Genomic DNA, 19,863 nt, shown 5'->3' on the forward strand with positions numbered 1-19,863 from the left:
TCTTGCGGAGGGTTACGGGTGCCGGGCGCGCAGGACGCGGAAGGCGACGTAGGCCGCGAGGGCGGCGAGGGCGAGGAGGATGCCGGTCTCGACGAGCTGGAGCGGCCAGTAGTGCGAGGCGGGGTGGATGTCGGCGAACTCGACGACCCCGCCGCGGTCGGTCATGCACTGTCGGACGTTTTCCGGCCGTGCCACCTGGCAGTCTTCCCAGAGGAGACGTTCGCCGGACGAGGTGAGCATCCCGCTGTCCAGACGCCACACCTCCCCGTCGAGGGAGAGTCCGGAGCCGGTCAGGGTCCTGAGGGGCCAGAGGCCGTCGCGTAGGCGGGAGAGGAGGGCCACGGCCGCGCCGGTGAACAGGACGGTGACGCCCATGGCGATGACGGTGCGCCGGACGAGGACCCCGACGGCCGTTCCCAGACCGAGGCCCAACAGGGCGTGTGCCGTCGGCACGATGCCGAACGAGACGAACATGGTCGGTTCGTGCCAGTGGGTGGGGAAGGTGTGGCTGGGGCCGGTCGACCACGACCAGTAGAAGACCAGGCTCAGCAGTGGGACCACCGTGAGGACGAGGGCGGCGGGCACCGCGATCTTCGCCGCGAGCCAGCGCGCCGGACTGACGGATTGCGTCCACGCCAGCCTGTACGTCCCGGTCTCCAGTTCACGAGCGAGCACCGGGCCCGCGACGAACGCCCCGAGGAGCACGGGCAGGACGAGCATCCCCAGGGCGGCGTACTCGACGAGGTGCCGGGCCAGCCATTGGCTGTCGGCGTAGTCGCGGGCGGGCTGGAAGCAGGACCGCTCCAAGCTGCCGTAGGTGCAGCCCGTCGCGCGCAGTGCCTCCGTCGCGCTGTCGGACCACAGCCGTGAAGTGATCAGGACCGCCACTGCCGTCCCGGCCAGAGCGAGGGCGGTCCACAACGCCCATCGGTGTTGCCGGCACGTCACCCAGTAGGGGCCCTTGAGGGCGAGGGCGGTCATGTAGGGACTCCCTCGGGGGTGCGGAGGTGGGCGAGGAGGAGTTCTTCCAGGGAGGGTTCGGAGGCCTCCCAGGGGCCCTCGACCGGGCCCTCGCGGCGGATCAGGGCGGTGAGCTGGCGGCCGGTGGTGCGGGCGTCGACCACCGTGTGCGGGGCGAGGTCGGCGACCGGGCCGGTGAGCAGGGTGTGTGCGGCGACCAGTTCGTCGATCGCGCCGTCGAGGCGGATCCGGCCGTCCTGTACGAGCAACAGGTGGTCGCAGGCGTCCTCCAACTCGGTGAGGATGTGGGACGACATGACGACAGTGGTGCCGCGCTCGGCGGCGTCGGCCATGAGGGCACCCATGAGTTCGTGACGGGCGAGCGGGTCGAGGTCGGCCATCGGCTCGTCGAGGAGGAGGACTTCGGGACGCTTGCCGAGTGCGAGGGCGAGCGCGAGACGGGTGCGCTGGCCGCCGGAGAGGGAGCGGACCCGCGCCTTCGACGGCAAGGAGCCCGTGGCGACGATGTTCTCGGCGATGGTCGCGTCCCAGCGGCCCGGATTGAGCTCACGGCCCATTCGCAGTGTTTCCGCGACGGTGAACTGGTCGTACAGGGGCTTGCCCTGGGCCACGTACGCGAGGCGGTCCCGCGAAGGCGCCTCGATCCGTCCCTCCGAGGGGCGCAGCAGGCCGGCGGCCAGCGCGAGGAGGGACGACTTGCCCGCTCCGTTGGGCCCGACGACGGCGGCGATCCGGCCGGCGGGTAGGGCGAAGGTGCAGTCCCTCAACGCCCAGGTCCTGCCGCGCCGGCGGTAGTGCAGGCCGAGTCCTTCGGCCTCGATGACCGGATCGGTCATTCCTCCCCCTTGGATGGTGCGTCCGTGAAGTGCTGGTCCAGTACGGATGTGAAGAGCGCGGCCACGTCGTCCCGTTCGAGTCCCGCGGCCCGGGCCCGGCGTGTCCAGTCGGCGAGTTCGCCGCGCAGGGGCGAGTCGGCGGGGCCGGTGCCGAGGGTGGCGCGGACGAAGGTGCCGAGGCCGCGGCGGGCCTCGACGAGGCCTTCGCGTTCGAGTTCGCGGTAGGCCTTGAGGACCGTGTTGGGGTTGATGGCCGTCGCCTCGACGACCTCGCGTGCGGTGGGCAGTCGGTCGCCGGGCTCCAGGAGGCCCATCCGGAGGGCCTGTTTCGTCTGCTGGACGATCTGGAGGTAGGTGGCGACGCCACTGCGCCGGTCGATGCGGTACTCGACCACGATCCCTTTCACCACCCTTTCACTAATCAAGTAGTGAAAGGGTGGTGGAAAGAAGGGGGCGGTGTCAACCGCCCCCGGAAAGAGGGTGCTCACGACTCCGTGCGTACGGGTCTACGACTCCGTGCGTACGGGTCTACGACTCCGTGCGGTACATCAGGTCCACCTCGTGCGTGGTGAAGCCGAGCCCCTCGTACACCCGCACCGCCGTCGAGTTGTCCCCGTCCACGTACAGCATCGCCGTCGGCAGCCCCTGCGCCGCCAGGTGCCGCAGGCCGGTCGCGGTGAGCGCCTTGCCGAGGCCGCCGCCCTGGGCCTCGGGCAGGATCCCGACCACGTACACCTCGCCGAGCTGCTCCTCGGCGTGCGTCTTCGTCCAGTGGAAGCCGACGAGCCGTCCGTCCTCCTCCGCGAGGAAGAAGCCCTTCGGGTCGAACCACGGCTCGGCGGTCCGGTCGTCCAGGTCCCGCTGGGTGAGGGAGCCCTGCTCGGGGTGGTGGGCGAAGGCGGCGGCGTTGACGGCGAGCCAGGCCGCGTCGTCCTGCCCGGGGACGAAGGTGCGGACGGTGACGCCCTCGGGCAGCACCGGCTCCGGGAGGTCGAGCGGCACCAGGGACCGCCGCAGCTGGCGCAGTTCGCGGAAGAGGGTCAGGCCGAGGACCTGGGCCAGGTGCCGGGCGGCCGGCTTGCCGCCGTGCGCCCAGACGCGCAGCCGCTTGCCGGAGGCGTCGAGCAGGGCGGTGCCGAGGGCCCGGCCGTGTCCGCGTCCGCGCCGGTCGGGGTGGACGACCAGCTCGGCGGCCGGGGCCTCGATCGGGTCGGTCTCCTCCAGCTGGGCGTAGCCGTAGAGCCGGGGGCCGACGGTCAGCAGGAAGTGCCGCACGCCCTCGCGCCGGCCGTTGCGCAGGTAGAGCCGCCCCTGTTCGGACACGGCGTGCATGCCGTCGGCCCGGTCGGCGGCCTCCAGGAGCTCCGATACGTCCCGGACCTGCTCGGGCGTGAGCTCGTCGTACGTGTGGATCTGCCGTCCGGGTTCGAGGGCCGGTGCCGCGTCGGAAGTCATGGCACGAGCCTACGGCGGCCCGCCGCCGCCCGGCGGAAAGCGGGCGGCAACCGTCTTGTAATCCACACCCCCCTGTTGCGCTACGCGCGTTGACCCTAGGCTGCACCGGCATACGGGAAGTGCGTCCCGTAGAGGCGCAAGGGGAACAGAGGACAGATGGCAGCGACACCGAGGAAGAACAGGACGGCGCGGCGGATCCTCGCCGCGGGGGCCGGGCTCGTGACGGTCGGGGCGCTCGTCGCCGCGATGCCGTCGGCCGGTGCGGCCGGTGACCGGTTCGGCGGCGGACACGGCCACGGGCACGGCAAGGGGCAGGGCCGTCTGGTCGACGTCCAGCTGCTCTCCTTCAACGACCTGCACGGCAACCTGGAGCCGCCGACCGGTTCGGCGGGCCGGCTCACCCGCCTGAAGCCGGACGGCACCTCCGAGACCGTCGAGGGCGTCGGCGGCGTCGAGTACCTCGCCACGCACCTGCGGCAGGCCCGCAAGGGCAACCGGTACTCCGTCACCGCCGCCGCGGGTGACATGATCGGCGCCTCGCCGCTGGTCTCCGGGCTCTTCCACGACGAGCCGACCATCGAGGCGCTCAACAAGCTGGAGCTCGACGTGACCTCGGTGGGCAACCACGAGTTCGACGAGGGCGCGCGCGAGCTGGCCCGCATCCAGAACGGCGGCTGTCACCCGGTCGAGGGCTGCTTCGTCAAGGGCAAGAAGTTCAAGGGCGCCGACTTCCCCTACCTCGCGGCCAACGTGACGAACGAGAAGAGCGGCAGGCCGCTGCTCGACCCGTACTTCGTCTGGGAGCGCGACGGCGTCAGGATCGGCTTCATCGGCGTCACCCTCGAAGGCACGGCGAACATCGTGTCCGCCGAGGGCATCAAGGGCCTGAAGTTCGGCGACGAGGTCGAGACGATCAACAAGTACGCCAAGGTGCTGGAGCGCAAGGGCGTGAAGTCGATCGTCGCCCTGCTCCACGAGGGCGGCCTGCCCGCCTCGGGCGCGTACAACTACGACTGCGACAGCCCGGGTCCCGGCAACGGCGTCTCCGGCCCGATCGTCGACATCGCCAAGAACGTCAGCCCGCAGGTCGACGCCCTGGTCACCGGCCACACCCACCAGGCGTACGCGTGCACGATCCCGGACCCGGCGGGCAAGCCGCGCACGGTCACCTCGGCGGCCTCCTTCGGCCGGCTGTACACCGACACGACGCTCACCTACGACCGCCGCACGGACGACATCGTCCGCACCGCCGTCGCCTCCGCGAACCACGTCGTCACCCGTGACGTGAAGCCGGCCAAGGACATGAGCAAGCTGATCGACCGGTGGAAGACCCTGGCCGCGCCGATCGCCAACCGCCCCGTCGGCCACATCTCCGCCGACATCGAGAACCCCCTCGACGCCCAGGTGTACGAGAAGCCGCTGGGCGACCTGATCGCGGACGCGCAGCTGGAGGGCATGGCCCCGGCCGACAAGGGCGGCGCCCAGCTCGCCCTGATGAACCCGGGCGGCATCCGCGCGCCCCTGACCCGCAAGGCGTCCGGGTCCGAGGGCGACGGGGTGGTGACCTACGGCGAGGCGTACACCGTCCAGCCGTTCACCAACATGATGACGGCGGTCGACCTGACCGGCGCCCAGCTCGTCACCACGCTCCAGCAGCAGGTCAGCGGCGCCAACCTGGCGTCCCCGAAGATCCTCCAGGTGTCGAGGGGCTTCACCTACACCCTGGACATGACGAAGACCGGCGCCGACCGGATCGTGGTCGGCTCGGTGCGGCTGAACGGTGAGCCGATCGACCCGGCGAAGACCTACCGGGTCGCGATGAACGAGTTCCTGTCCGGCGGCGGCGACGGCTTCGCGGTCCTGAAGGAGCACAGGAACAAGCTGGTCGGCGCGTCCGACCTGGACATGTTCACCGCCTACCTGACGGCCCACTCCTCGGCCTCCGCACCGCTCCCGGTGCCGGCCGCGGACCGCATCACCGTCATCAAGTAACCCCCGAGGGAGGGGCGGCGGACCGTTTCGGCGGGCCGCCGCCCCTTTTTCGTCCCTTGCCGCGCCTCGGCGATTTCCTCCGTGCCGCACCCTGGCAAGGGTTGAAGTGGACCTGTCATAGTGCGGTGCCATGGACCGACGACGATTCCTCGTGGGAGCCCTGGCCGCCGGAGCCGGAGTGATGCTCGGGGCGCCCCCCGCCTCGGCCGTGGACGTACGGGCGTGGATGGCCGCGCACGGGGACGGGACCGCGCTGGCCCGGCTCACCATCCCCGGCACGCACGACTCCGGCGCCCGTTTCGGCGGGCCCTGGAGCGAGTGCCAGAACACCACGATCGCCCAGCAGCTGGACAGCGGCATCCGCTTCCTGGACGTGCGGTGCCGGGTGACCGGCGGGTCGTTCGCGATCCACCACGGCGCCTCGTACCAGAACGCGATGTTCGGCGACGTGCTGATCGCCTGCCGGGACTTCCTCGCCGCCCACCCCTCCGAGACCGTCCTCATGCGGGTCAAGCAGGAGTACTCCGAGGAGTCCGACGCCACCTTCCGGGCCGTCTTCGACGACTACCTCGACCGGCGCGGCTGGCGCTCCCTCTTCCGGATCGGCGACCGGCTGCCGCTCCTCGGCGAGGCCCGCGGGAAGGTCGTCCTCGTCGCCGACAACGGCGGCCTGCCCGGACTGAAGTGGTGGGACGGCTCGCAGATCGCCCTCCAGGACGACTGGAACGCGCTGCCCGACGCCAAGTACCCGAAGGTCCAGGCCCACTTCCGCGCCGCCGTCGCCCAGCCGGGCCGCCTCTACGTCAACTTCGTCAGCACCTCCGCGTACCTCCCGCCCCGCTGGAACTCCGACCGGCTCAACCCCCGCGTCCACGGCTTCCTCGACGGCGCCGAACTGGCCGGCCGGACCGGGCTCGGGATCGTCCCCCTGGACTTCCCCCACACCCGGTCAGGGCTTGTCGAGGCCCTCCTCCGGCACAACTGAGGCCCCGCCCGGCGGCGGTGTCGGCGCCCCCGGCAGCCGCACCGTCGCCACCGTCCCGCCGCCCTCCGCCGGGGCCAGCGCGACCGTGCCGCCCGCCTGCCGCACCGTCCGCGCCACGATCGACAGGCCCAGGCCCGAGCCCGGCAGGCTGCGGGCCGAGGGCGAGCGCCAGAAGCGGTCGAAGACGTGCGGCAGCTCGTCCGCCGGAATGCCCGGACCGTGGTCCCGGACCGTCAGCTCGCCCCGCATCAGGGTCACCTCGACCGTCCCCCGGGGCGGCGAGAACTTCACCGCGTTGTCCAGGACGTTCACCAGGGCCCGTTCGAGCGCCGCCGTCTCCGCCCGTACGTACCAGGGCGCCAGGTCCGTCACGAAGGCCAGCTCCGGGCCGCGCAGCCGCGCCCGGTCCAGGGCCGCCCGCAGGACCGTGTGCAGCGGCACCACCCCCAGGGGCCCCGACCGCCCCGCGTCCGGCCTGGCCAGCTCCTGGAGGTCCCCGATCAGCGACGCCAGCTCCGTCATCTGCGCCTTCACCGAGGCCATCAGGGCCCGCCGGTCCTCCGGCGGGATCGCCCGGCCGGTCTCCTCGCTCCGCGCGAGGAGCTCCACGTTCGTGCGGAGCGAGGTCAGCGGCGTCCGCAGCTCGTGCCCCGCGTCCGCGATCAGCCGCGCCTGGAGGTCCCGGGAGGTCGCGAGCGCCGCCGTCATCGCGTTGAACGAGCGCGACAGACGGGCGATCTCGTCCTCGCCCTCCACCGGGATGCGGACCGTCAGGTCCTCGGTCGCCGCCACGTGCTCGACGGCCCCGGTCAGCCGGTTCACCGGCTCCAGGCCCGTCCGCGCCACCCACAGCCCCGCCGCGCCCGCGCCGACGACCCCGATCCCGGAGACCAGGAGCAGCACCCAGCGCAGCGTGGACATCGAGTTGTCGATCTCGGCGAGCGGCCGGGCGAGGGAGACGGCGAGGCCGGGCGTCCGCTCCTGCGGATAGGTGTAGACGCGCATCTCGCGTCCGCCGGCGTCCTTCACCGTGTGCAGGACGTCCTCCAGGCGCCCCTGCGCCACCGCGAGGTCGGCGCTCCCGACGGGGATCGCGGCCTCCCCCGAGGTGCACACGCTCCCGTCGGCGAGGATCACCTGCACCGTGTACGAGCCCGCCACCGACGGCGGCGTGGTGCCCTGGCGGCAGAACGACAGGAGGTTCTGCGCCCCGCCCGGGTCGAGCCGGGTGGAGCGCAGCGCGGAGTCCAGCTCGGCCTCCAGCTGCTCCCGGGTCACGAACCAGCACGCGAGGGACACCCCCGCCACCGCGAGCGCCACCGCGACGGCGGTGAGCAGGGCGAGCCGGGAGCGCAGCGGCCGGGAGCGGAACCAGGCCAGGGGGCGGAAGCGGCGGCCGGGCCGGTCGGCGGACGGGTCGGCGGGCGCGGGCCGGTCGGCGGGCGCGGGCGGGAACGGGGGCGCCGTCACTCCCCGCCCCCTCCGCGCAGCGCGTACCCCACGCCCCGCACCGTGTGGACCAGGCGCGGCTCGCCGCCCGCCTCCGTCTTGCGCCGCAGGTACATCACGTACACGTCGAGCGAGTTCGAGCTCGGCTCGAAGTCGAAGCCCCACACCGCCTTGAGGATCTGCTCGCGGGTCAGCACCTGGCGCGGGTGCGCCAGGAACATCTCCAGGAGCGTGAACTCGGTCCGCGTCAGCTCCACGGGCCGTCCGCCCCGGGTCACCTCGCGGGTGGCGAGGTTCATCCGCAGGTCCTCGAAGGACAGCACGTCGTCCCCGGCCGGGGCGCCGGCCGTCGCCGCCGCGTACGAGCTGCGGCGCAGCAGGGCCCGGATGCGGGCGAACAGCTCGTCCAGCTCGAAGGGCTTCACCAGGTAGTCGTCCGCGCCCGCGTCGAGCCCGGTGACCCGGTCGCCGACGGTGTCGCGGGCGGTGAGCATCAGGATCGGCACGGTCGAGCCGGACGCCCGGATCCGCCGGGCCGCCGTCAGGCCGTCCATGCGGGGCATCTGCACGTCGAGGACGACGAGGTCGGGCGCGTACGACTCCATGGCGGCGAGCGCGTCCAGGCCGTCGACGGCGTCCCGCGTCCCGTACCCCTCGAAGGCGAGGCTGCGGCGCAGGGCCTCCCGGACGGCGGGCTCGTCGTCGACGATGAGGATGCGCTCGGCTTCGTTCTGCTGTCCCGTCATGGGGGCAGCGTCCCATGCGTTCAGTTGTCGCCGCCCGAGCGGAGTCCGTCCAGGTCGGCCTTCACCGTGTCGACCGGGATCGCGAATCCGAGGCCGACGCTCCCGGCGGTGGAACCGTTCGAAGAACTGGGCGAATACATGGCCGAATTGATTCCGATGATCTCACCGTTCATATTGATCAGCGCGCCGCCGGAATTCCCCGGATTGAGCGAGGCGTCGGTCTGGAGCGCCTTGTACGTGGTCTTCGACGAGCCCGTGTCGCCGTTGAACTGCTGTCCGCCGAACTCGAACGGCCACCCCTGCCGGGGGTCGTACTGCTGCTGGCCCTGCCCCTGGTCCTGCCCCTGGTCCTCGTCCTTGGCCACGGTCACGTCCCGGTCGAGGGCGGAGACGATGCCGCTGGTGACGGTCCCGGTCAGCCCCTCGGGGGAGCCGATCGCCACGACCTCGTCACCGACCTTCACGTCCTTCGAGTTCCCGAGCGCGGCGGCCTTCAGGCCGGAGGCGCCCTTCAGCTTGATCAGCGCCAGGTCCTTGTCGGGGTCCGTGCCGACGACCTCGGCCGGGTGGGTCCTGCCGTCGTTCAGCCGCACGGTGATCTCGGAGGCGCCGGAGACCACGTGGTTGTTGGTGACGATCTCGCCGTCGGAGGTGATGATCACGCCCGAGCCGGTCGACTTGCCGGAGCCCGAGGCGGCGGAGATCTCCACGATCGAGGGGGAGACGGCCTCGGCGACCCCGGCGACGGTGCCGGCGCCGCGCGCGGCCACGTTCGTGCCGGGCACGGGGGCGGCGGCGGAGACCGTCGCCGGGTCGGCGGTGAGCCGCTGGACCAGCGTTGCCGTGCCGCCGCCGATCGCGGCGGCCGCGATGGCCACGGCCGCCATGAGCCCGACCCCGCGCTTCGCGCGGCGGCGGGGGCCCGGGACGGCATCCGTGGCGGCGGGCGCCGGGTCCGCCGACGGGACGTGCCCGCCGTGCCCGCCGTGTCCGCCGGACGGCCAGATCGTGGTGCCGTGCTCGGTGGTGAACGGCCCGGCGGCGGAGGGCGGGGTGGCGATCGGCTCCGTGAACGGCCCGTACGGCGGCCGTGCCGGCTCGTACGGCGGCCTCGGCGGGTAGTACGGCTGCTGCGGCTGCTCCTGGTGATCCGTCATGGGAAGACTCTCGGAGCCGTACATGAGAGCCGCCTGAGGAGCGGCTGAGAAGCCCGACAGAAGCCTGTATGCCCGATATAAAACTCTGCGGGGCCGGGGCCGGGGGCGTCAGCGCAGGGTCGAGACCGGCGCCAGGGCCGGGCCGCCGCCGTCGCAGCCGCAGGAGCGGCGCACGATCAGGGCCGACGGGAAGAGCCGCACCCGCTCGCGGCGCGAGCCCGCGACCCGCAGCGAGTCGTCGAGGACCAGGTCCACCGCCGCCCGGGCCATCGCCGGGCGGTCCGAGAAGACCGTGGTCAGCGGCGGATCGGTGAGCGCCGCCTCCTTCACGTCGTCGAAGCCCGCGACCGCCAGCTCGGTCGGCACCTCGATCCGCAGCTCGCGCGCCGCCCGCAGCACGCCGAAGGCCTGGTCGTCGGTGGAGCAGAAGATGGCCGGCGGCCTGTCCGGGCCCGCGAGCAGCTTCAGGGCCACCTGGTAGGCGTCGTAGCGGTTGTACGGGGCCTCGAAGAGCCGGCCCTCGGTGGAGCGGCCCGCCTCGACCATGGCCCGCCGCCAGCCCTCGACGTGGTCCGCGACCGGGTCGCCGACGGCCGGGGTGTTCGGGACGCCGCCGAGGCACGCCACGTACGGGTGGCCGTGCTCCAGGAGGTGCCGGGTGACGAGCTGGGCGCCGCCGATGTCGTCGGTGACGACGGCCACGTCGTCGATCGCCTCGGGCCGCTCGTGCAGCAGCACCACGCGCGCGTCCCAGGCCTCGATCTCGCTCGCGGCCTGCTCGCTCATGCCCTGGCTGACCAGGATCAGACCGGAGACCCGCATCCCGAGGAAGGCGCGCAGGTAGTGGATCTCGCGCTCGGTCCGGTAGTCGGAGTTCCCGACGAGGACCATCTTGCCGCGCTCGGCGGCGGCCTGCTCGACCGCGTGCGCCATCTCCGCGAAGAACGGCTGGCGCGCGTCCGGGACGATCATGCCTATGAGGTCGGTGCGCCGGGACGCCATCGCCTGGGCCACCCGGTCGGGTCGGTAGCCCAGCTCCTTGATGGCGGCGAGGACACGCTCGCGCGTGGCCGGGGCGACCGGCCTGGGTCCGTTGTTGATGACGTAGCTCACGACCGCGGTCGAAGTACCCGCCAGTCGAGCTACGTCATCCCGCGTCACCTTGGCCACGCGCGGCAGTCTACGCGGGGGGACCTACCTGCCGGCAGGCCGCACTGTGGCGTCTGCCACGTTCCTGTCCTCCGAGGGGGTGACGTCGTCCGTGGCGCCCTTGACGCGGGCGGCGCCCTCCTTGGCGCGCGCGCCCTCCTTGGCCCGGGCCTCCTCGGCCGCCCGCTCCACCTTCTCGGGGGTCACGAAGCGGTAGCCGACGTTGCGGACGGTGCCGATGAGCGACTCGTGCTCGGGTCCGAGCTTCGCCCGCAGCCGCCGTACGTGGACGTCGACCGTGCGGGTGCCGCCGAAGTAGTCGTACCCCCACACCTCCTGGAGGAGCTGTGCGCGCGTGAAGACCCGGCCCGGGTGCTGGGCGAGGTACTTGAGCAGCTCGAACTCCTTGAAGGTCAGGTCCAGGACCCGGCCCTTGAGCTTCGCGCTGTACGTCGCCTCGTCGACCGACAGGTCGCCGTTGCGGATCTCCATCGGGGAGTCGTCGGAGACGATCTGCTGGCGGCCCATGGCGAGCCGCAGCCGCGCCTCGACCTCGGCCGGTCCGGCCGTGTCGAGGAGGACGTCGTCGATGCCCCAGTCGGCGGTGACGGCCGCGAGGCCGCCCTCGGTGACGACGAGGATCAGCGGACAGCCGGGCCCGGTGGACCGCAGCAGTTGGCAGAGCGAGCGGACCTGCGGGAGGTCGCGCCGGCCGTCGACGAGGATCACGTCCGCGCCGGGGGTGTCCACGAGGGCCGGGCCCTCGGCCGGGGCCACCCGGACGTTGTGCAGCAGCAGGCCGAGTGCGGGCAGCACCTCGGTCGACGGCTGGAGAGCGTTGGTCAGCAGGAGCAGTGAACTCATCGCCCACCACCTGCTCCGGTCGTGGTCATGCGATCGTGCTCGGTTCGCTCGCCCATAAGGTCGGTTCCTCCTCGGTCCCTGCGAGGACGTGCACTGCTTCGTACGGATCACTGCCTGCTCTCGCGCCCTGAGAGCTTTTGTTCATCCGTCCGTAACAACGGTCGGAAAACGCAAAAGGACCCGGTGGCTGCGTCGCCCGGATCCTCTGCTCAGCAGAATAGCCCACATGCGTTCCTGGCGAGAGGGCGGATTTCACATCGTGGATGTCTCTTCGCTCACTTCCCGCACCCGGAACGCAATGTTGCGCACGGGTGAGGTGTCCGTATCGCGGCGGTTCACGAACCCTCTCCCGTACGGATCACCGGGGCGGCGGTCACCGGTCCGGCCCGCGCGCGCATGGCCCATCATGGGGAGCGGCGCGCACACGAACGAAGGGAGCGCCGCTATGGCAGCGGGAACCATCCGCTACTGGGCCGCGGCCAAGGCGGCCGCCGGTGTCGCCGAGGAGCCGTACGCCGCCGAGCACCTGGCCGAGGCCCTGGACACCGTCCGCGCGAAGCACCCGGGCGAGCTCGCCCAGGTGCTCCGGCGGTGCTCGTTCCTGGTCGACGGCGACCCCGTCGGCACCCGGAGCCATGAGACCGTACGGCTTGCCGAGGGCGGCACGGTCGAGGTGCTCCCCCCGTTCGCAGGAGGGTGAACCCCAGAGCAATGAGCAACGACCAGCACTACGGCGGGCAGCCGTACGACCCGTACGCGGGCGGGCAGCAGGACCCCGACGTCACGCAGACGTGGGAGGGCCAGACCTGGGACACCCAGTACCAGCCGGCCGTCCGGCCCCGGCCGCAGGCTCCCGGCCCGTACGAGCAGTCCCACGGAGAGCAGTCCTACGGGGAGCAGTCCCACGGAGAGCAGTCCTACGGGGAGCAGTCCTACGGAGAGCAGCCCCACGGAGAGCAGTCCTACGGGGGTCAGCCATACGGGGGTCAGCCATACGGGGAGCGGCAGCCGTACCCGCCGCAGTCGTACGGGGGACAGGACCGGGCCCACGAGTCGCAGGCGTACGGGCAGCCGCAGCCGCAGACGTACGAGCAGCAGCCGCAGCAGCAGCCGTACGCGGGGGCGTACCCGGCGCAGTCCCAGCAGGCCGCCGCTCCCCGGGCCGAGGCCCCGGTCCCGGCGCCCGCCCCGGTCCACACCCCGGCCCCGGCGCCCGCGCCCGTGGCCGACGGCGGGCCCGCCTACTCCTCGCCGACCACCTCGGGGAACACCCGGATCACCGACGCCCAGCGCGCCCGCGCCGAGGGCCGCTCGCCGGTCATCGAGCCCGGGACGCAGCCCGCCGCCCTGACGGCGGCCCTCGGGCTGCTGCTCGCCGGCGGCGCCGCCCTCGGCCCGTACGGGCTGCTGCTCCCGCTCGTCCTGCTCCAGGGGCTCACCGCGGCCGGCTGGTTCCGGCTCAACGGCATGTGGCCCGCCCGGCAGGGCATCGCCCTCGCCTTCGCCGGCGGCCTCGTCGCCGACGGCGCCCTGCTCGCCGTCGGCCGGGAGAACGCCGCCCCCGCGATCCTGGGCACGCTCGGCGCCTGGGTGCTGCTCTGCCTCGTCCTCCAGCTGCGCAGCCACGCGGACCCGGACGAGCGGATGTACGGCCTGATGGCCACCGTCGCCTCGGCGGCCCTGACCGTGATCGCCACCGGGCACCTCGGCGCGGCCCCCGACGCGGTGGTCGTCGGCGGGATCGCGGTCGCCGCCGCCGTCCTCGCCAAGGCGCTCCCGCTGCCCGGCCCGGTCTCCGTCGTCGCCGCGCTGCTCGCGTCGGCGGGCGCCGGGATCGCGGCCGGCGGCCTCACGGACCTGGGCGCGTCCGGTGCGCTGCTCGGCCTCGGCGCCGGGGTCTGCGCCCTGGTCGGCCTGCGGGCGGCGAGCTACGACTACCCGTCGCGGTTCGTCCACATGACCGCGGGCGTCGCGCTGCCGCTGACCGCCGCCGCGCCCGCCGTGTACCTGCTGGGCCGCGCCCTGGCCTGACGGGTCACCCCTCCGGGGCGACCCCGACCCGTCCCGGAGACCGTCCGGGCGCGGGAACCAACCGGACCCCCGGCACGTCGATCTTCGTGTCGGGGGTCGAAAACTTTCACGGGGGGACGCACATCCCATGCGAGCACTGCGGATTCTGCTCATCCTGGCCGTCGTCCTCGGCGGGATCTTCGTCGGGATCGACCGGCTCGCCGTGGCGTACGCGGAGTCGGAGGCGGCGGGCCGGATGAAGCTCTCCGGCGCGCAGAGCGACTCGATCGAGGTCGACGTCAAGGGCTTCCCCTTCCTCACCCAGGTGGCGGCCAAGCGGCTCGACCGGGTCGACGTGCGGGCGACCGGCATCCAGGCGCGGGCGGGCGACCGGAAGATCCGGGTCGGCGAGCTGGACGTCGTCCTGCGGGACGTGACCGTGACCGGCGACTGGTCGGGCGCGACGGCGGGCTCCGCGACCGGCACGGCCCTCCTCTCGTACGCGGACCTCACCGCCGCCTCCGAGCGCGAGGCCACCGTCGCCTACGGCGGCGACGGCAAGGTGAAGGTCACCGGCACGGCCGAGGTCCTGGGTCGCACCCTGACCCGGACGGTCCTCTCGACGGTGTCCGTGGTGAACGGCGACACGATCCGGTTCCGCGCCGACGAGGTGCCCGGCGAGGGCATCCCGGGCGTGGAGGAGCTGGTCCGCGCCCGCACCGACTTCGAGCGCCCGCTCCACGTGCTCGCCGGCATGAAGGTGGAGAAGGTCGAGCCGCGCCCGGAGGGCCTGGCGGTCACGGTCTCGGGCAAGGACATAGCCCTGGCGGGCTGAGCCCCGGGGGCCACGCGGCTCTCCGGGGGCCGTCCGGCCCCTTTTCCCTACTCGCTGGTCACATGCTGAGACGGCACTGTCCGATCCGCAGAAACAGAACCGGACACCCCGGTGCGGAGGCGCCCGGAGCGGTCCCGTGGCGCGGTTGCGTCTCGCATCTCGGACGATCGCGTCTCAAAATACGACACGCCGGTGACACGGCCGCCTGTCCGTCCCTACGATCGTGGCCATGAAGCGACAGGCGGATCTCACGAAGCGGCGGGCAGTAGACCTGTGCCGCGTCGCCGCCATGCTCTGTCGCCCCGTCTGAGCGGGACGTCCGACCCCGCCTTCCCCACGGCCCGCCGACCGACGTCGGGGCCGCATCCCGCGCAGCCGTACGCCGTCGCCGCACGCTTCCGACGCGTACCCGCACCACCCCGCACCACCCCGCCGCACACTGCCCCGGAGGAGAACAGCATGGCTCGCAGCGACGTCTTGGTCGACGCGGACTGGGTCGAGGCCAACCTCGACAACCCGCAGGTCGCCCTCGTCGAGGTCGACGAGGACACCTCGGCCTACGAGAAGAACCACATCCGCAACGCCATCCGCATCGACTGGACCCAGGACCTCCAGGACCCGGTCCGCCGCGACTTCATCGACCAGGAGGGCTTCGAGAAGCTCCTCTCGGCCAAGGGCATCGCGAACGACACCACGGTCGTGCTCTACGGCGGCAACAACAACTGGTTCGCCTCCTACGCCTACTGGTACTTCAAGCTCTACGGCCACCAGGACGTGAAGCTCCTCGACGGCGGCCGCAAGAAGTGGGAGCTCGACTCCCGCGACCTGGTCGACGGCTCCCAGGTCCCGAACCGCCCGGCCACCGCGTACAAGGCCAAGGCCCAGGACGCCTCGATCCGCGCCTTCCGCGACGACGTCGTCTCCGCGATCGGCGCGCAGAACCTGGTCGACGTGCGCTCGCCCGACGAGTTCTCCGGCAAGCTCCTCGCCCCGGCGCACCTCCCGCAGGAGCAGTCGCAGCGCCCCGGCCACGTGCCGAGCGCCCGCAACATCCCGTGGTCGAAGAACGCCAACGACGACGGCACGTTCAAGTCGGACGACGAGCTCAAGGCCCTCTACGAGGACGAGCAGGTCGACCTGGCGAAGGACACCATCGCCTACTGCCGCATCGGTGAGCGCTCCGCGCTCACGTGGTTCGTCCTGCACGAGCTGCTCCAGGTCCCGAACGTCAAGAACTACGACGGCTCGTGGACCGAGTACGGCTCCCTCGTCGGCGTGCCGATCGAGCTCGGCGCCGCCAAGTAACCCCTCCGGACCTCCCCTTCTTCCGGAACCCCCGACCGTAAGGACAGAACAGCATGTGTGGAGCGCAGCCCGGCGGCCCCGACGCCTCGACGATCAAGCCCGGTGAGACCACCATCCAGGGCTTCGTGACCAAGGACGGCGAGCCGGTCACCGGCTACGTCCGTCTCCTGGACTCGACCGGCGAGTTCACGGCCGAGGTCCCGACCTCCGCCACCGGACAGTTCCGCTTCTACGCGGCCGAGGGCACCTGGACCGTCCGCGCCCTGGTGCCGGGCGGCACCGCCGACCGCAAGGTCGTGGCGCAGAAGGGCGGCCTCGCGGAGGTCGCCATCGCGGTCTGACCCGCGACGACCGATCGGCCGAAGGGCCGTGCCTCCTGGGGGTTGGACGCCATTCCGGGACTTGGGGCACGGCCCTTCGGTCTGCCCGGACGTAGGCTGAAGGGGTGTACGCACGCCGTCGCCACGTCTACTTCTGGATGATGGGCACCTGCCTGGCGCTCTTCGTGGGCGCCTGGGCCGTCGTGCGCCTCTTCTCGATGCCGGCCGCCGTCGCCATGTGCGTCGTCGCCATGCTCATCCCCCCGGTCGCCGCGATGACCGCGAACCGCCGCGGCCCCGACGACCGCTGGTGGGACGACCCCTCGGGCGACCCGCAGTCGGACGAGTGGTGGGACGAACTGGACGGCAGGAAGCGCCGGGAGCGGTAGGGGCCGGTAGGGGGGCGTCCGGCGGTCGGTCCTCAGGAGGCCCCCTGGGGCGCCGGACGGGATTCGCCGGGCGGAGTCCGGCGCAGCGGCCCGAAGCCGGGGAGGCCCCTCGGGCCGAGCCGTGCGAGGGGTGCGTCGGGAACGGGTCCGCTGGTGGGACGACCCCTCGGGCGACCCGCAGTCGGACGAGTGGTGGGACGAACTGGACGGCAGGAAGCGCCGGGAGCGGTAGGGGCCGTCAGTAGACCAGGGCCTGGGTCTCGTCCGACGTCGCCTCCTGGACGAAGACCTGGGCGCCGGCGATGCGGACGCCGTTCAGGACGTCCTTCTCCGTGATGTCGCGGCGGGCCGCGCACTGCGTGCAGAGCGTCACGCGCCCGCCCGCCAGGATCGAGTCGAGCAGGTCCGGCAGCGGCGCGGCGTGCGGGAGCTCGAACTCGGCGGCCCGGCCCGGGAGGGCGAACCAGGCGGATTCGCCGGTCAGCCAGAGCGACACCTCGACCCCGCTGGCGACGGCCACGGCGGCCACCGTGAAGGCCTGCGAGCAGCGTTCGGGGGAATCGGCCCCCGCGGTCACCTTGATCACGAGCTTCTTCGCCATACACCGAACTGTAATGCGAGACGCCGCAACCTCATGCACACCTCACGTGTCAGGTGGGTGCGCGGGTTGTGGAATCCGCGCTTCAGGTCTCGTGGGGGGACTCTTGAACGACGAAGAAATCATCCCTGAACAGGGAAGAACACCACCGGCCGCGGCTCCGGACGCCTCGGAGACGCCGGCCGGAGCCACGCCCGCCGCGCGGCCCCGCCGCAGGGTCCTCCGTACGGTCGGGCTGATCGCCGTCGCCGCCGTCCTCGGCCTCGTCGGCGGGACCGCCGTCGGCTACGGCGTCCAGGCCGAGCGCGAGCCGACCCCGCTCCCGCCGCTGAACCAGCCGGCCCTCGCGCACCCGAAGCCGCTCCCGAGGGGAGAGGGGCCCGAGCCGTTCTCCGCCGCGGAGGACCGGCAGGTGAAGGCGGAGGGCGATCTGCGGAAGCTGCTCCTGCCGCGCCCGGCGGGTGCGCGGCCGGACGGAGCGGACGGCTGGTGGTCGCTCGCGGACTACGCCGGCGACTTCACCCGGCCCGGCAACGCCCTGGAGCACCAGCTCCAGCTGCGCATGCGGCGCGTCGCGGTCCGCTCCTGGCTGTCGGGTGAGCACCGGTCCGTCTCGGTCAGGCTCGTCCAGTACCGGCCCTCGTCGATGATCGGCGCCCTGGAGTTCGTGGAGGACCAGCAGCGCATCGCGATGCAGGAGGACGAGTCCGACTCCATCGGGACGGAGGTGAAGGGCTCCGGCAACGGCCGCTACTTCCTCTATCCGGTGGAGCGGAAGGCGGGGTTCCTGGACTTCTACCAGGCCCGGGCGTTCGTCCAGAAGGACGACATCGCGATCGAGATCCTCGTCTTCGACACGCGGAAGATCGCCGAGAAGGACATCCGTTCGCTGGCCGAGCGGCAGCTGGAGCGCCTGTGAACGAGAAGACCGTGACCGACGAGACCGTGACCGTGACCGTGACCGAAGAGCCTGTGACCGACGAGACCGTGACCGAGAAGCCCGTGGCCCGGAGGACCGCCGGCCGCGGCCGCGGGCGCCGGCTCGTGGCGAACGTGCTGACCGGCGTGCTGGTGCTCGGAGCCGTCGGCGGCGGTGTCGCGTACACCGCCGTCACCGTCGACGGCGCCGACCGGACGGCCCCCACCGTCGGATGGGTGGAGCCCACCGCGACCGCGACCCCCGCCGACCCGGCCGCCGGTTTCGACAGGGGCCGGGCCTCCACCCCGCTGAGCGGGCTGCTCCTGCCGGTGCCGGACGGCTACGCGCTCGGCGCGGACGTCGAGGGGTACGGCAACGACCACGAGGTGGCCGCCAAGGACGCCGTGGCCCTCTTCAAGCGGATGAACAAGAGCCTCTACGGCAAGAAGCGCCGGGCGTACGAGAAGGGCATCGACGAGCTCGGGATCCAGGGCATGGCGATGCGCTCGTACGCGTCGCAGGACGAGGACCTCCAGGTGGAGGTGCTCGTCCTGCGCATGAAGGACAAGAAGAAGGTCCGCGAGTTCTTCGAGCTGCGCCAGGAGCTGGCCGACCTCGTGGGGCTGGACGAGGGGCCGAAGATCAAGGGCCACGCCGAGAACGCCGCCTGCTTCGCGATGCCGGACCCCGAGCGGCCGGAGGACCCCGAGGACAGGGAGCGGTGGCGGGACCGGCTGCGGGGCACGGCCTGTTCGGCGTACGACGGCGAGGTCCTGGTCTCCGTCACGTCGGCCGGAGCCGGCGAACCGCACACGAAGGCCGTGGCGGACCTCGTGGAGAAGCAGCTCCGCCACATCGAGTCCCCGGGGGAGTACGTATGACCGAGCAGCTGACCACGACCACGGGACCCGCTCCCGTCCAGGAGCCCCCGGCCCCCGCCCCGGCGCGGGAGCCCGCCGCCCCCGGCCGGGCCCGCCGCGTCCTGTGGGCCGTCGCCCGCTGGACGGCCGCCGTCGTCGTGTGCGGCGGCGTCGGAGCCGGTACGGCGACGGGCATCACCGCACTCGACCGGACCGACGTGCCCGGTCTCGCGACCGAGAACGACGGCCGCTGGGAGTACCCGCGGCTCCGGCTGCCCGCCCTCCCGGCGGACCGGCCGCGGCCCTTCACCGAGGGCAACGAGGCCGAGATCCACTACGCCGACGTGCGGCAGCTGCTGCTGCCCGCCCCGGCGGGCGCCACCGTCGACCCGGAGCTGAACGGCGGCTGGGTGCCCGAGGACACCTACCTCGCGGGCTACGGGAAGGAGGACCGCGCCCGGGTGGAGCGGGTCCTCGACGACGTCGCCCTGCGCCACATCACGGGCCGCGCCTGGACGATGCCGGACGGCACGAGGACCCGTGTCCTCCTGCTGAGGTTCTCCTCCGTCGCCCACGCCGACCACCTGGACAGCAGCCTCACCGGCGACGGCGACGAGGCCCTCCCCGCGGGGGTCGGCGGGGCGGAGATCCTCGACCGCGTGGCGGGCGACGTCCGGGTGCCGGACGTGACGGCGTACGCGTACAAGGAGAAGGCGCCGTACGGTCCGGAGGAGACCCTGTGGGCCCACGTCAGGGCGGGCGACACGCTCGCGGTGGTCACCCAGACCCGCAAGGGCGGGGCGCTCACGGTGCCGTTCCAGCAGACCCTCGTCCTCCAGGCGCAGCTGCTCGGCTGACCGCTCCGCCCGAGACCCACCTCACCGAGTGGGCCGGACCCCGGGACACTAAGCTGGGGTCCGGCCCGTTCCGCCTTCACACCTCAGCCGAGGAGCACCCCGTGATCATTTTCTTCGAAGCTCTGCTGGTCCTCGTCTGCGTCGGCGTGCTCGCCT

The 19,863-nt window shown here is 72.5% G+C and carries 22 protein-coding genes and 1 pseudogene; 13 read left to right on the forward strand and 10 right to left on the reverse strand.

Going from position 1 to position 19,863, the window contains the following annotated elements; genetic code table 11:
• Nucleotides 1–12: 12 nt before the first annotated feature.
• The 4 genes from ADL08_RS36655 to mshD form a co-directional block, all read right to left on the reverse strand.
• Nucleotides 13–981: an ABC transporter permease gene (locus ADL08_RS36655; RefSeq protein ID WP_063885300.1), complete on the reverse strand. Its 969-nt coding sequence runs from the start codon at nucleotides 979–981 to the stop codon at nucleotides 13–15.
• On the reverse strand, nucleotides 978–1,817 hold the full coding sequence (locus ADL08_RS16080) for an ABC transporter ATP-binding protein (protein ID WP_053643416.1): 840 nt from the start codon (nucleotides 1,815–1,817) through the stop codon (nucleotides 978–980). The genes ADL08_RS36655 and ADL08_RS16080 overlap by 4 nt, the downstream gene beginning before the upstream one ends.
• Entirely contained in the window at nucleotides 1,814–2,212 is a 399-nt protein-coding gene (locus ADL08_RS16085) for a GntR family transcriptional regulator (protein WP_053643418.1), read from the reverse strand. The genes ADL08_RS16080 and ADL08_RS16085 overlap by 4 nt, the downstream gene beginning before the upstream one ends.
• A 133-nt stretch (nucleotides 2,213–2,345) precedes the next feature.
• Nucleotides 2,346–3,272 (reverse strand): mycothiol synthase, encoded by a 927-nt coding sequence (gene mshD, locus ADL08_RS16090; protein WP_053643420.1) that lies wholly within the window; start codon nucleotides 3,270–3,272, stop codon nucleotides 2,346–2,348.
• Between the two features lie 156 nt (nucleotides 3,273–3,428).
• On the opposite strand from mshD, the gene ADL08_RS16095 reads away from it, so the two are divergent.
• Both ADL08_RS16095 and ADL08_RS16100 read left to right on the forward strand, forming a co-directional pair.
• Complete coding sequence (locus ADL08_RS16095; RefSeq protein WP_053643422.1) at nucleotides 3,429–5,264, forward strand: bifunctional metallophosphatase/5'-nucleotidase; 1,836 nt, start codon at nucleotides 3,429–3,431, stop codon at nucleotides 5,262–5,264.
• 130 nt (nucleotides 5,265–5,394) lie between these two features.
• Nucleotides 5,395–6,249 carry a phosphatidylinositol-specific phospholipase C gene (locus ADL08_RS16100; RefSeq protein ID WP_053643424.1) on the forward strand — a complete coding sequence of 285 codons (855 nt, stop codon included), beginning with the start codon at nucleotides 5,395–5,397 and terminating at the stop codon, nucleotides 6,247–6,249.
• Here ADL08_RS16100 and ADL08_RS16105 read toward each other — a convergent pair.
• From ADL08_RS16105 to ADL08_RS16125, 5 genes are all read right to left on the reverse strand, one after another.
• Nucleotides 6,214–7,629 carry a HAMP domain-containing sensor histidine kinase gene (locus ADL08_RS16105; protein ID WP_053643671.1) on the reverse strand — a complete coding sequence of 472 codons (1,416 nt, stop codon included), beginning with the start codon at nucleotides 7,627–7,629 and terminating at the stop codon, nucleotides 6,214–6,216. The genes ADL08_RS16100 and ADL08_RS16105 overlap by 36 nt on opposite strands.
• An 86-nt stretch (nucleotides 7,630–7,715) precedes the next feature.
• Nucleotides 7,716–8,444, reverse strand: coding sequence for a response regulator transcription factor (locus ADL08_RS16110; protein WP_053643426.1), 729 nt, complete (start codon nucleotides 8,442–8,444; stop codon nucleotides 7,716–7,718).
• 20 nt (nucleotides 8,445–8,464) lie between these two features.
• Nucleotides 8,465–9,601 carry a S1C family serine protease gene (locus ADL08_RS16115; RefSeq protein WP_053643428.1) on the reverse strand — a complete coding sequence of 379 codons (1,137 nt, stop codon included), beginning with the start codon at nucleotides 9,599–9,601 and terminating at the stop codon, nucleotides 8,465–8,467.
• A 108-nt stretch (nucleotides 9,602–9,709) separates the two neighbouring features.
• On the reverse strand, nucleotides 9,710–10,771 hold the full coding sequence (locus ADL08_RS16120; RefSeq protein ID WP_053643430.1) for a LacI family DNA-binding transcriptional regulator: 1,062 nt from the start codon (nucleotides 10,769–10,771) through the stop codon (nucleotides 9,710–9,712).
• Between the two features lie 24 nt (nucleotides 10,772–10,795).
• Nucleotides 10,796–11,614 carry a response regulator transcription factor gene (locus tag ADL08_RS16125; RefSeq protein ID WP_053643432.1) on the reverse strand — a complete coding sequence of 273 codons (819 nt, stop codon included), beginning with the start codon at nucleotides 11,612–11,614 and terminating at the stop codon, nucleotides 10,796–10,798.
• A 445-nt stretch (nucleotides 11,615–12,059) separates the two neighbouring features.
• On the opposite strand from ADL08_RS16125, the gene ADL08_RS16130 reads away from it, so the two are divergent.
• The 8 genes and pseudogenes from ADL08_RS16130 to ADL08_RS34840 form a co-directional block, all read left to right on the forward strand.
• Nucleotides 12,060–12,314, forward strand: coding sequence for a MoaD/ThiS family protein (locus ADL08_RS16130; protein ID WP_053643434.1), 255 nt, complete (start codon nucleotides 12,060–12,062; stop codon nucleotides 12,312–12,314).
• 11 nt (nucleotides 12,315–12,325) lie between these two features.
• On the forward strand, nucleotides 12,326–13,645 hold the full coding sequence (locus tag ADL08_RS16135) for a hypothetical protein (RefSeq protein ID WP_053643436.1): 1,320 nt from the start codon (nucleotides 12,326–12,328) through the stop codon (nucleotides 13,643–13,645).
• Between the two features lie 127 nt (nucleotides 13,646–13,772).
• Nucleotides 13,773–14,459, forward strand: a complete 687-nt coding sequence (locus tag ADL08_RS16140; RefSeq protein WP_053643438.1) for a DUF2993 domain-containing protein — start codon at nucleotides 13,773–13,775, stop codon at nucleotides 14,457–14,459.
• Between the two features lie 229 nt (nucleotides 14,460–14,688).
• Nucleotides 14,689–14,769: an Ms5788A family Cys-rich leader peptide gene (locus ADL08_RS39200; RefSeq protein ID WP_351229977.1), complete on the forward strand. Its 81-nt coding sequence runs from the start codon at nucleotides 14,689–14,691 to the stop codon at nucleotides 14,767–14,769.
• Nucleotides 14,770–14,918: 149 nt separating this feature from the next.
• Nucleotides 14,919–15,764, forward strand: a complete 846-nt coding sequence (locus ADL08_RS16145) for a sulfurtransferase (RefSeq protein WP_053643440.1) — start codon at nucleotides 14,919–14,921, stop codon at nucleotides 15,762–15,764.
• A gap of 53 nt (nucleotides 15,765–15,817) precedes the next feature.
• A complete protein-coding gene (locus ADL08_RS16150; protein WP_030220952.1) occupies nucleotides 15,818–16,105 on the forward strand; it encodes a DUF1416 domain-containing protein in 288 nt (95 codons plus the stop codon).
• Nucleotides 16,106–16,209: 104 nt separating this feature from the next.
• On the forward strand, nucleotides 16,210–16,473 hold the full coding sequence (locus ADL08_RS16155; RefSeq protein ID WP_053643442.1) for a DUF3099 domain-containing protein: 264 nt from the start codon (nucleotides 16,210–16,212) through the stop codon (nucleotides 16,471–16,473).
• A 148-nt stretch (nucleotides 16,474–16,621) separates the two neighbouring features.
• Nucleotides 16,622–16,705, forward strand: a pseudogene (locus tag ADL08_RS34840) (DUF3099 domain-containing protein); the annotation flags it as partial.
• 6 nt (nucleotides 16,706–16,711) lie between these two features.
• On the opposite strand, the gene ADL08_RS16160 reads toward ADL08_RS34840, so the two are convergent.
• Nucleotides 16,712–17,074, reverse strand: coding sequence for a DsrE family protein (locus ADL08_RS16160; protein ID WP_053643444.1), 363 nt, complete (start codon nucleotides 17,072–17,074; stop codon nucleotides 16,712–16,714).
• 103 nt (nucleotides 17,075–17,177) lie between these two features.
• Here ADL08_RS16160 and ADL08_RS16165 point away from each other — a divergent pair, with 103 nt between their 5' ends.
• Genes ADL08_RS16165 through ADL08_RS16175 form a run of 3 tightly spaced genes read left to right on the forward strand, consistent with a single transcriptional unit; the run spans nucleotide 17,178 to nucleotide 19,707 of the window.
• Nucleotides 17,178–17,990 carry a hypothetical protein gene (locus ADL08_RS16165; protein WP_063885301.1) on the forward strand — a complete coding sequence of 271 codons (813 nt, stop codon included), beginning with the start codon at nucleotides 17,178–17,180 and terminating at the stop codon, nucleotides 17,988–17,990.
• Nucleotides 17,987–18,871: a hypothetical protein gene (locus ADL08_RS16170; protein WP_234352153.1), complete on the forward strand. Its 885-nt coding sequence runs from the start codon at nucleotides 17,987–17,989 to the stop codon at nucleotides 18,869–18,871. The genes ADL08_RS16165 and ADL08_RS16170 overlap by 4 nt, the downstream gene beginning before the upstream one ends.
• On the forward strand, nucleotides 18,868–19,707 hold the full coding sequence (locus tag ADL08_RS16175; protein WP_053643446.1) for a hypothetical protein: 840 nt from the start codon (nucleotides 18,868–18,870) through the stop codon (nucleotides 19,705–19,707). Before ADL08_RS16170 ends, ADL08_RS16175 begins: the two co-directional genes overlap by 4 nt.
• Nucleotides 19,708–19,863: the final 156 nt, after the last annotated feature.

Source organism: Streptomyces sp. NRRL F-6492 (assembly GCF_001280125.1).
Taxonomy (GTDB): domain Bacteria; phylum Actinomycetota; class Actinomycetes; order Streptomycetales; family Streptomycetaceae; genus Streptomyces.

Excerpts from the sequence above, each read along its gene's own strand:
- ADL08_RS16095 (WP_053643422.1), top strand. The coding sequence starts at position 3,429 with ATGGCAGCGACACCGAGGAAGAACAGGACGGCGCGGCGGATCCTCGCC.
- ADL08_RS16080 (WP_053643416.1), bottom strand. The coding sequence starts at position 1,817 with ATGACCGATCCGGTCATCGAGGCCGAAGGACTCGGCCTGCACTACCGC.
- ADL08_RS39200 (WP_351229977.1), top strand. The coding sequence starts at position 14,689 with ATGAAGCGACAGGCGGATCTCACGAAGCGGCGGGCAGTAGACCTGTGC.
- ADL08_RS36655 (WP_063885300.1), bottom strand. The coding sequence starts at position 981 with ATGACCGCCCTCGCCCTCAAGGGCCCCTACTGGGTGACGTGCCGGCAA.
- ADL08_RS16145 (WP_053643440.1), top strand. The coding sequence starts at position 14,919 with ATGGCTCGCAGCGACGTCTTGGTCGACGCGGACTGGGTCGAGGCCAAC.
- ADL08_RS16160 (WP_053643444.1), bottom strand. The coding sequence starts at position 17,074 with ATGGCGAAGAAGCTCGTGATCAAGGTGACCGCGGGGGCCGATTCCCCC.
- ADL08_RS16100 (WP_053643424.1), top strand. The coding sequence starts at position 5,395 with ATGGACCGACGACGATTCCTCGTGGGAGCCCTGGCCGCCGGAGCCGGA.
- ADL08_RS16115 (WP_053643428.1), bottom strand. The coding sequence starts at position 9,601 with ATGACGGATCACCAGGAGCAGCCGCAGCAGCCGTACTACCCGCCGAGG.
- ADL08_RS16175 (WP_053643446.1), top strand. The coding sequence starts at position 18,868 with ATGACCGAGCAGCTGACCACGACCACGGGACCCGCTCCCGTCCAGGAG.
- ADL08_RS16140 (WP_053643438.1), top strand. The coding sequence starts at position 13,773 with ATGCGAGCACTGCGGATTCTGCTCATCCTGGCCGTCGTCCTCGGCGGG.
- ADL08_RS16110 (WP_053643426.1), bottom strand. The coding sequence starts at position 8,444 with ATGACGGGACAGCAGAACGAAGCCGAGCGCATCCTCATCGTCGACGAC.
- ADL08_RS16150 (WP_030220952.1), top strand. The coding sequence starts at position 15,818 with ATGTGTGGAGCGCAGCCCGGCGGCCCCGACGCCTCGACGATCAAGCCC.
- mshD (WP_053643420.1), bottom strand. The coding sequence starts at position 3,272 with ATGACTTCCGACGCGGCACCGGCCCTCGAACCCGGACGGCAGATCCAC.
- ADL08_RS16130 (WP_053643434.1), top strand. The coding sequence starts at position 12,060 with ATGGCAGCGGGAACCATCCGCTACTGGGCCGCGGCCAAGGCGGCCGCC.
- ADL08_RS16125 (WP_053643432.1), bottom strand. The coding sequence starts at position 11,614 with ATGAGTTCACTGCTCCTGCTGACCAACGCTCTCCAGCCGTCGACCGAG.
- ADL08_RS16135 (WP_053643436.1), top strand. The coding sequence starts at position 12,326 with ATGAGCAACGACCAGCACTACGGCGGGCAGCCGTACGACCCGTACGCG.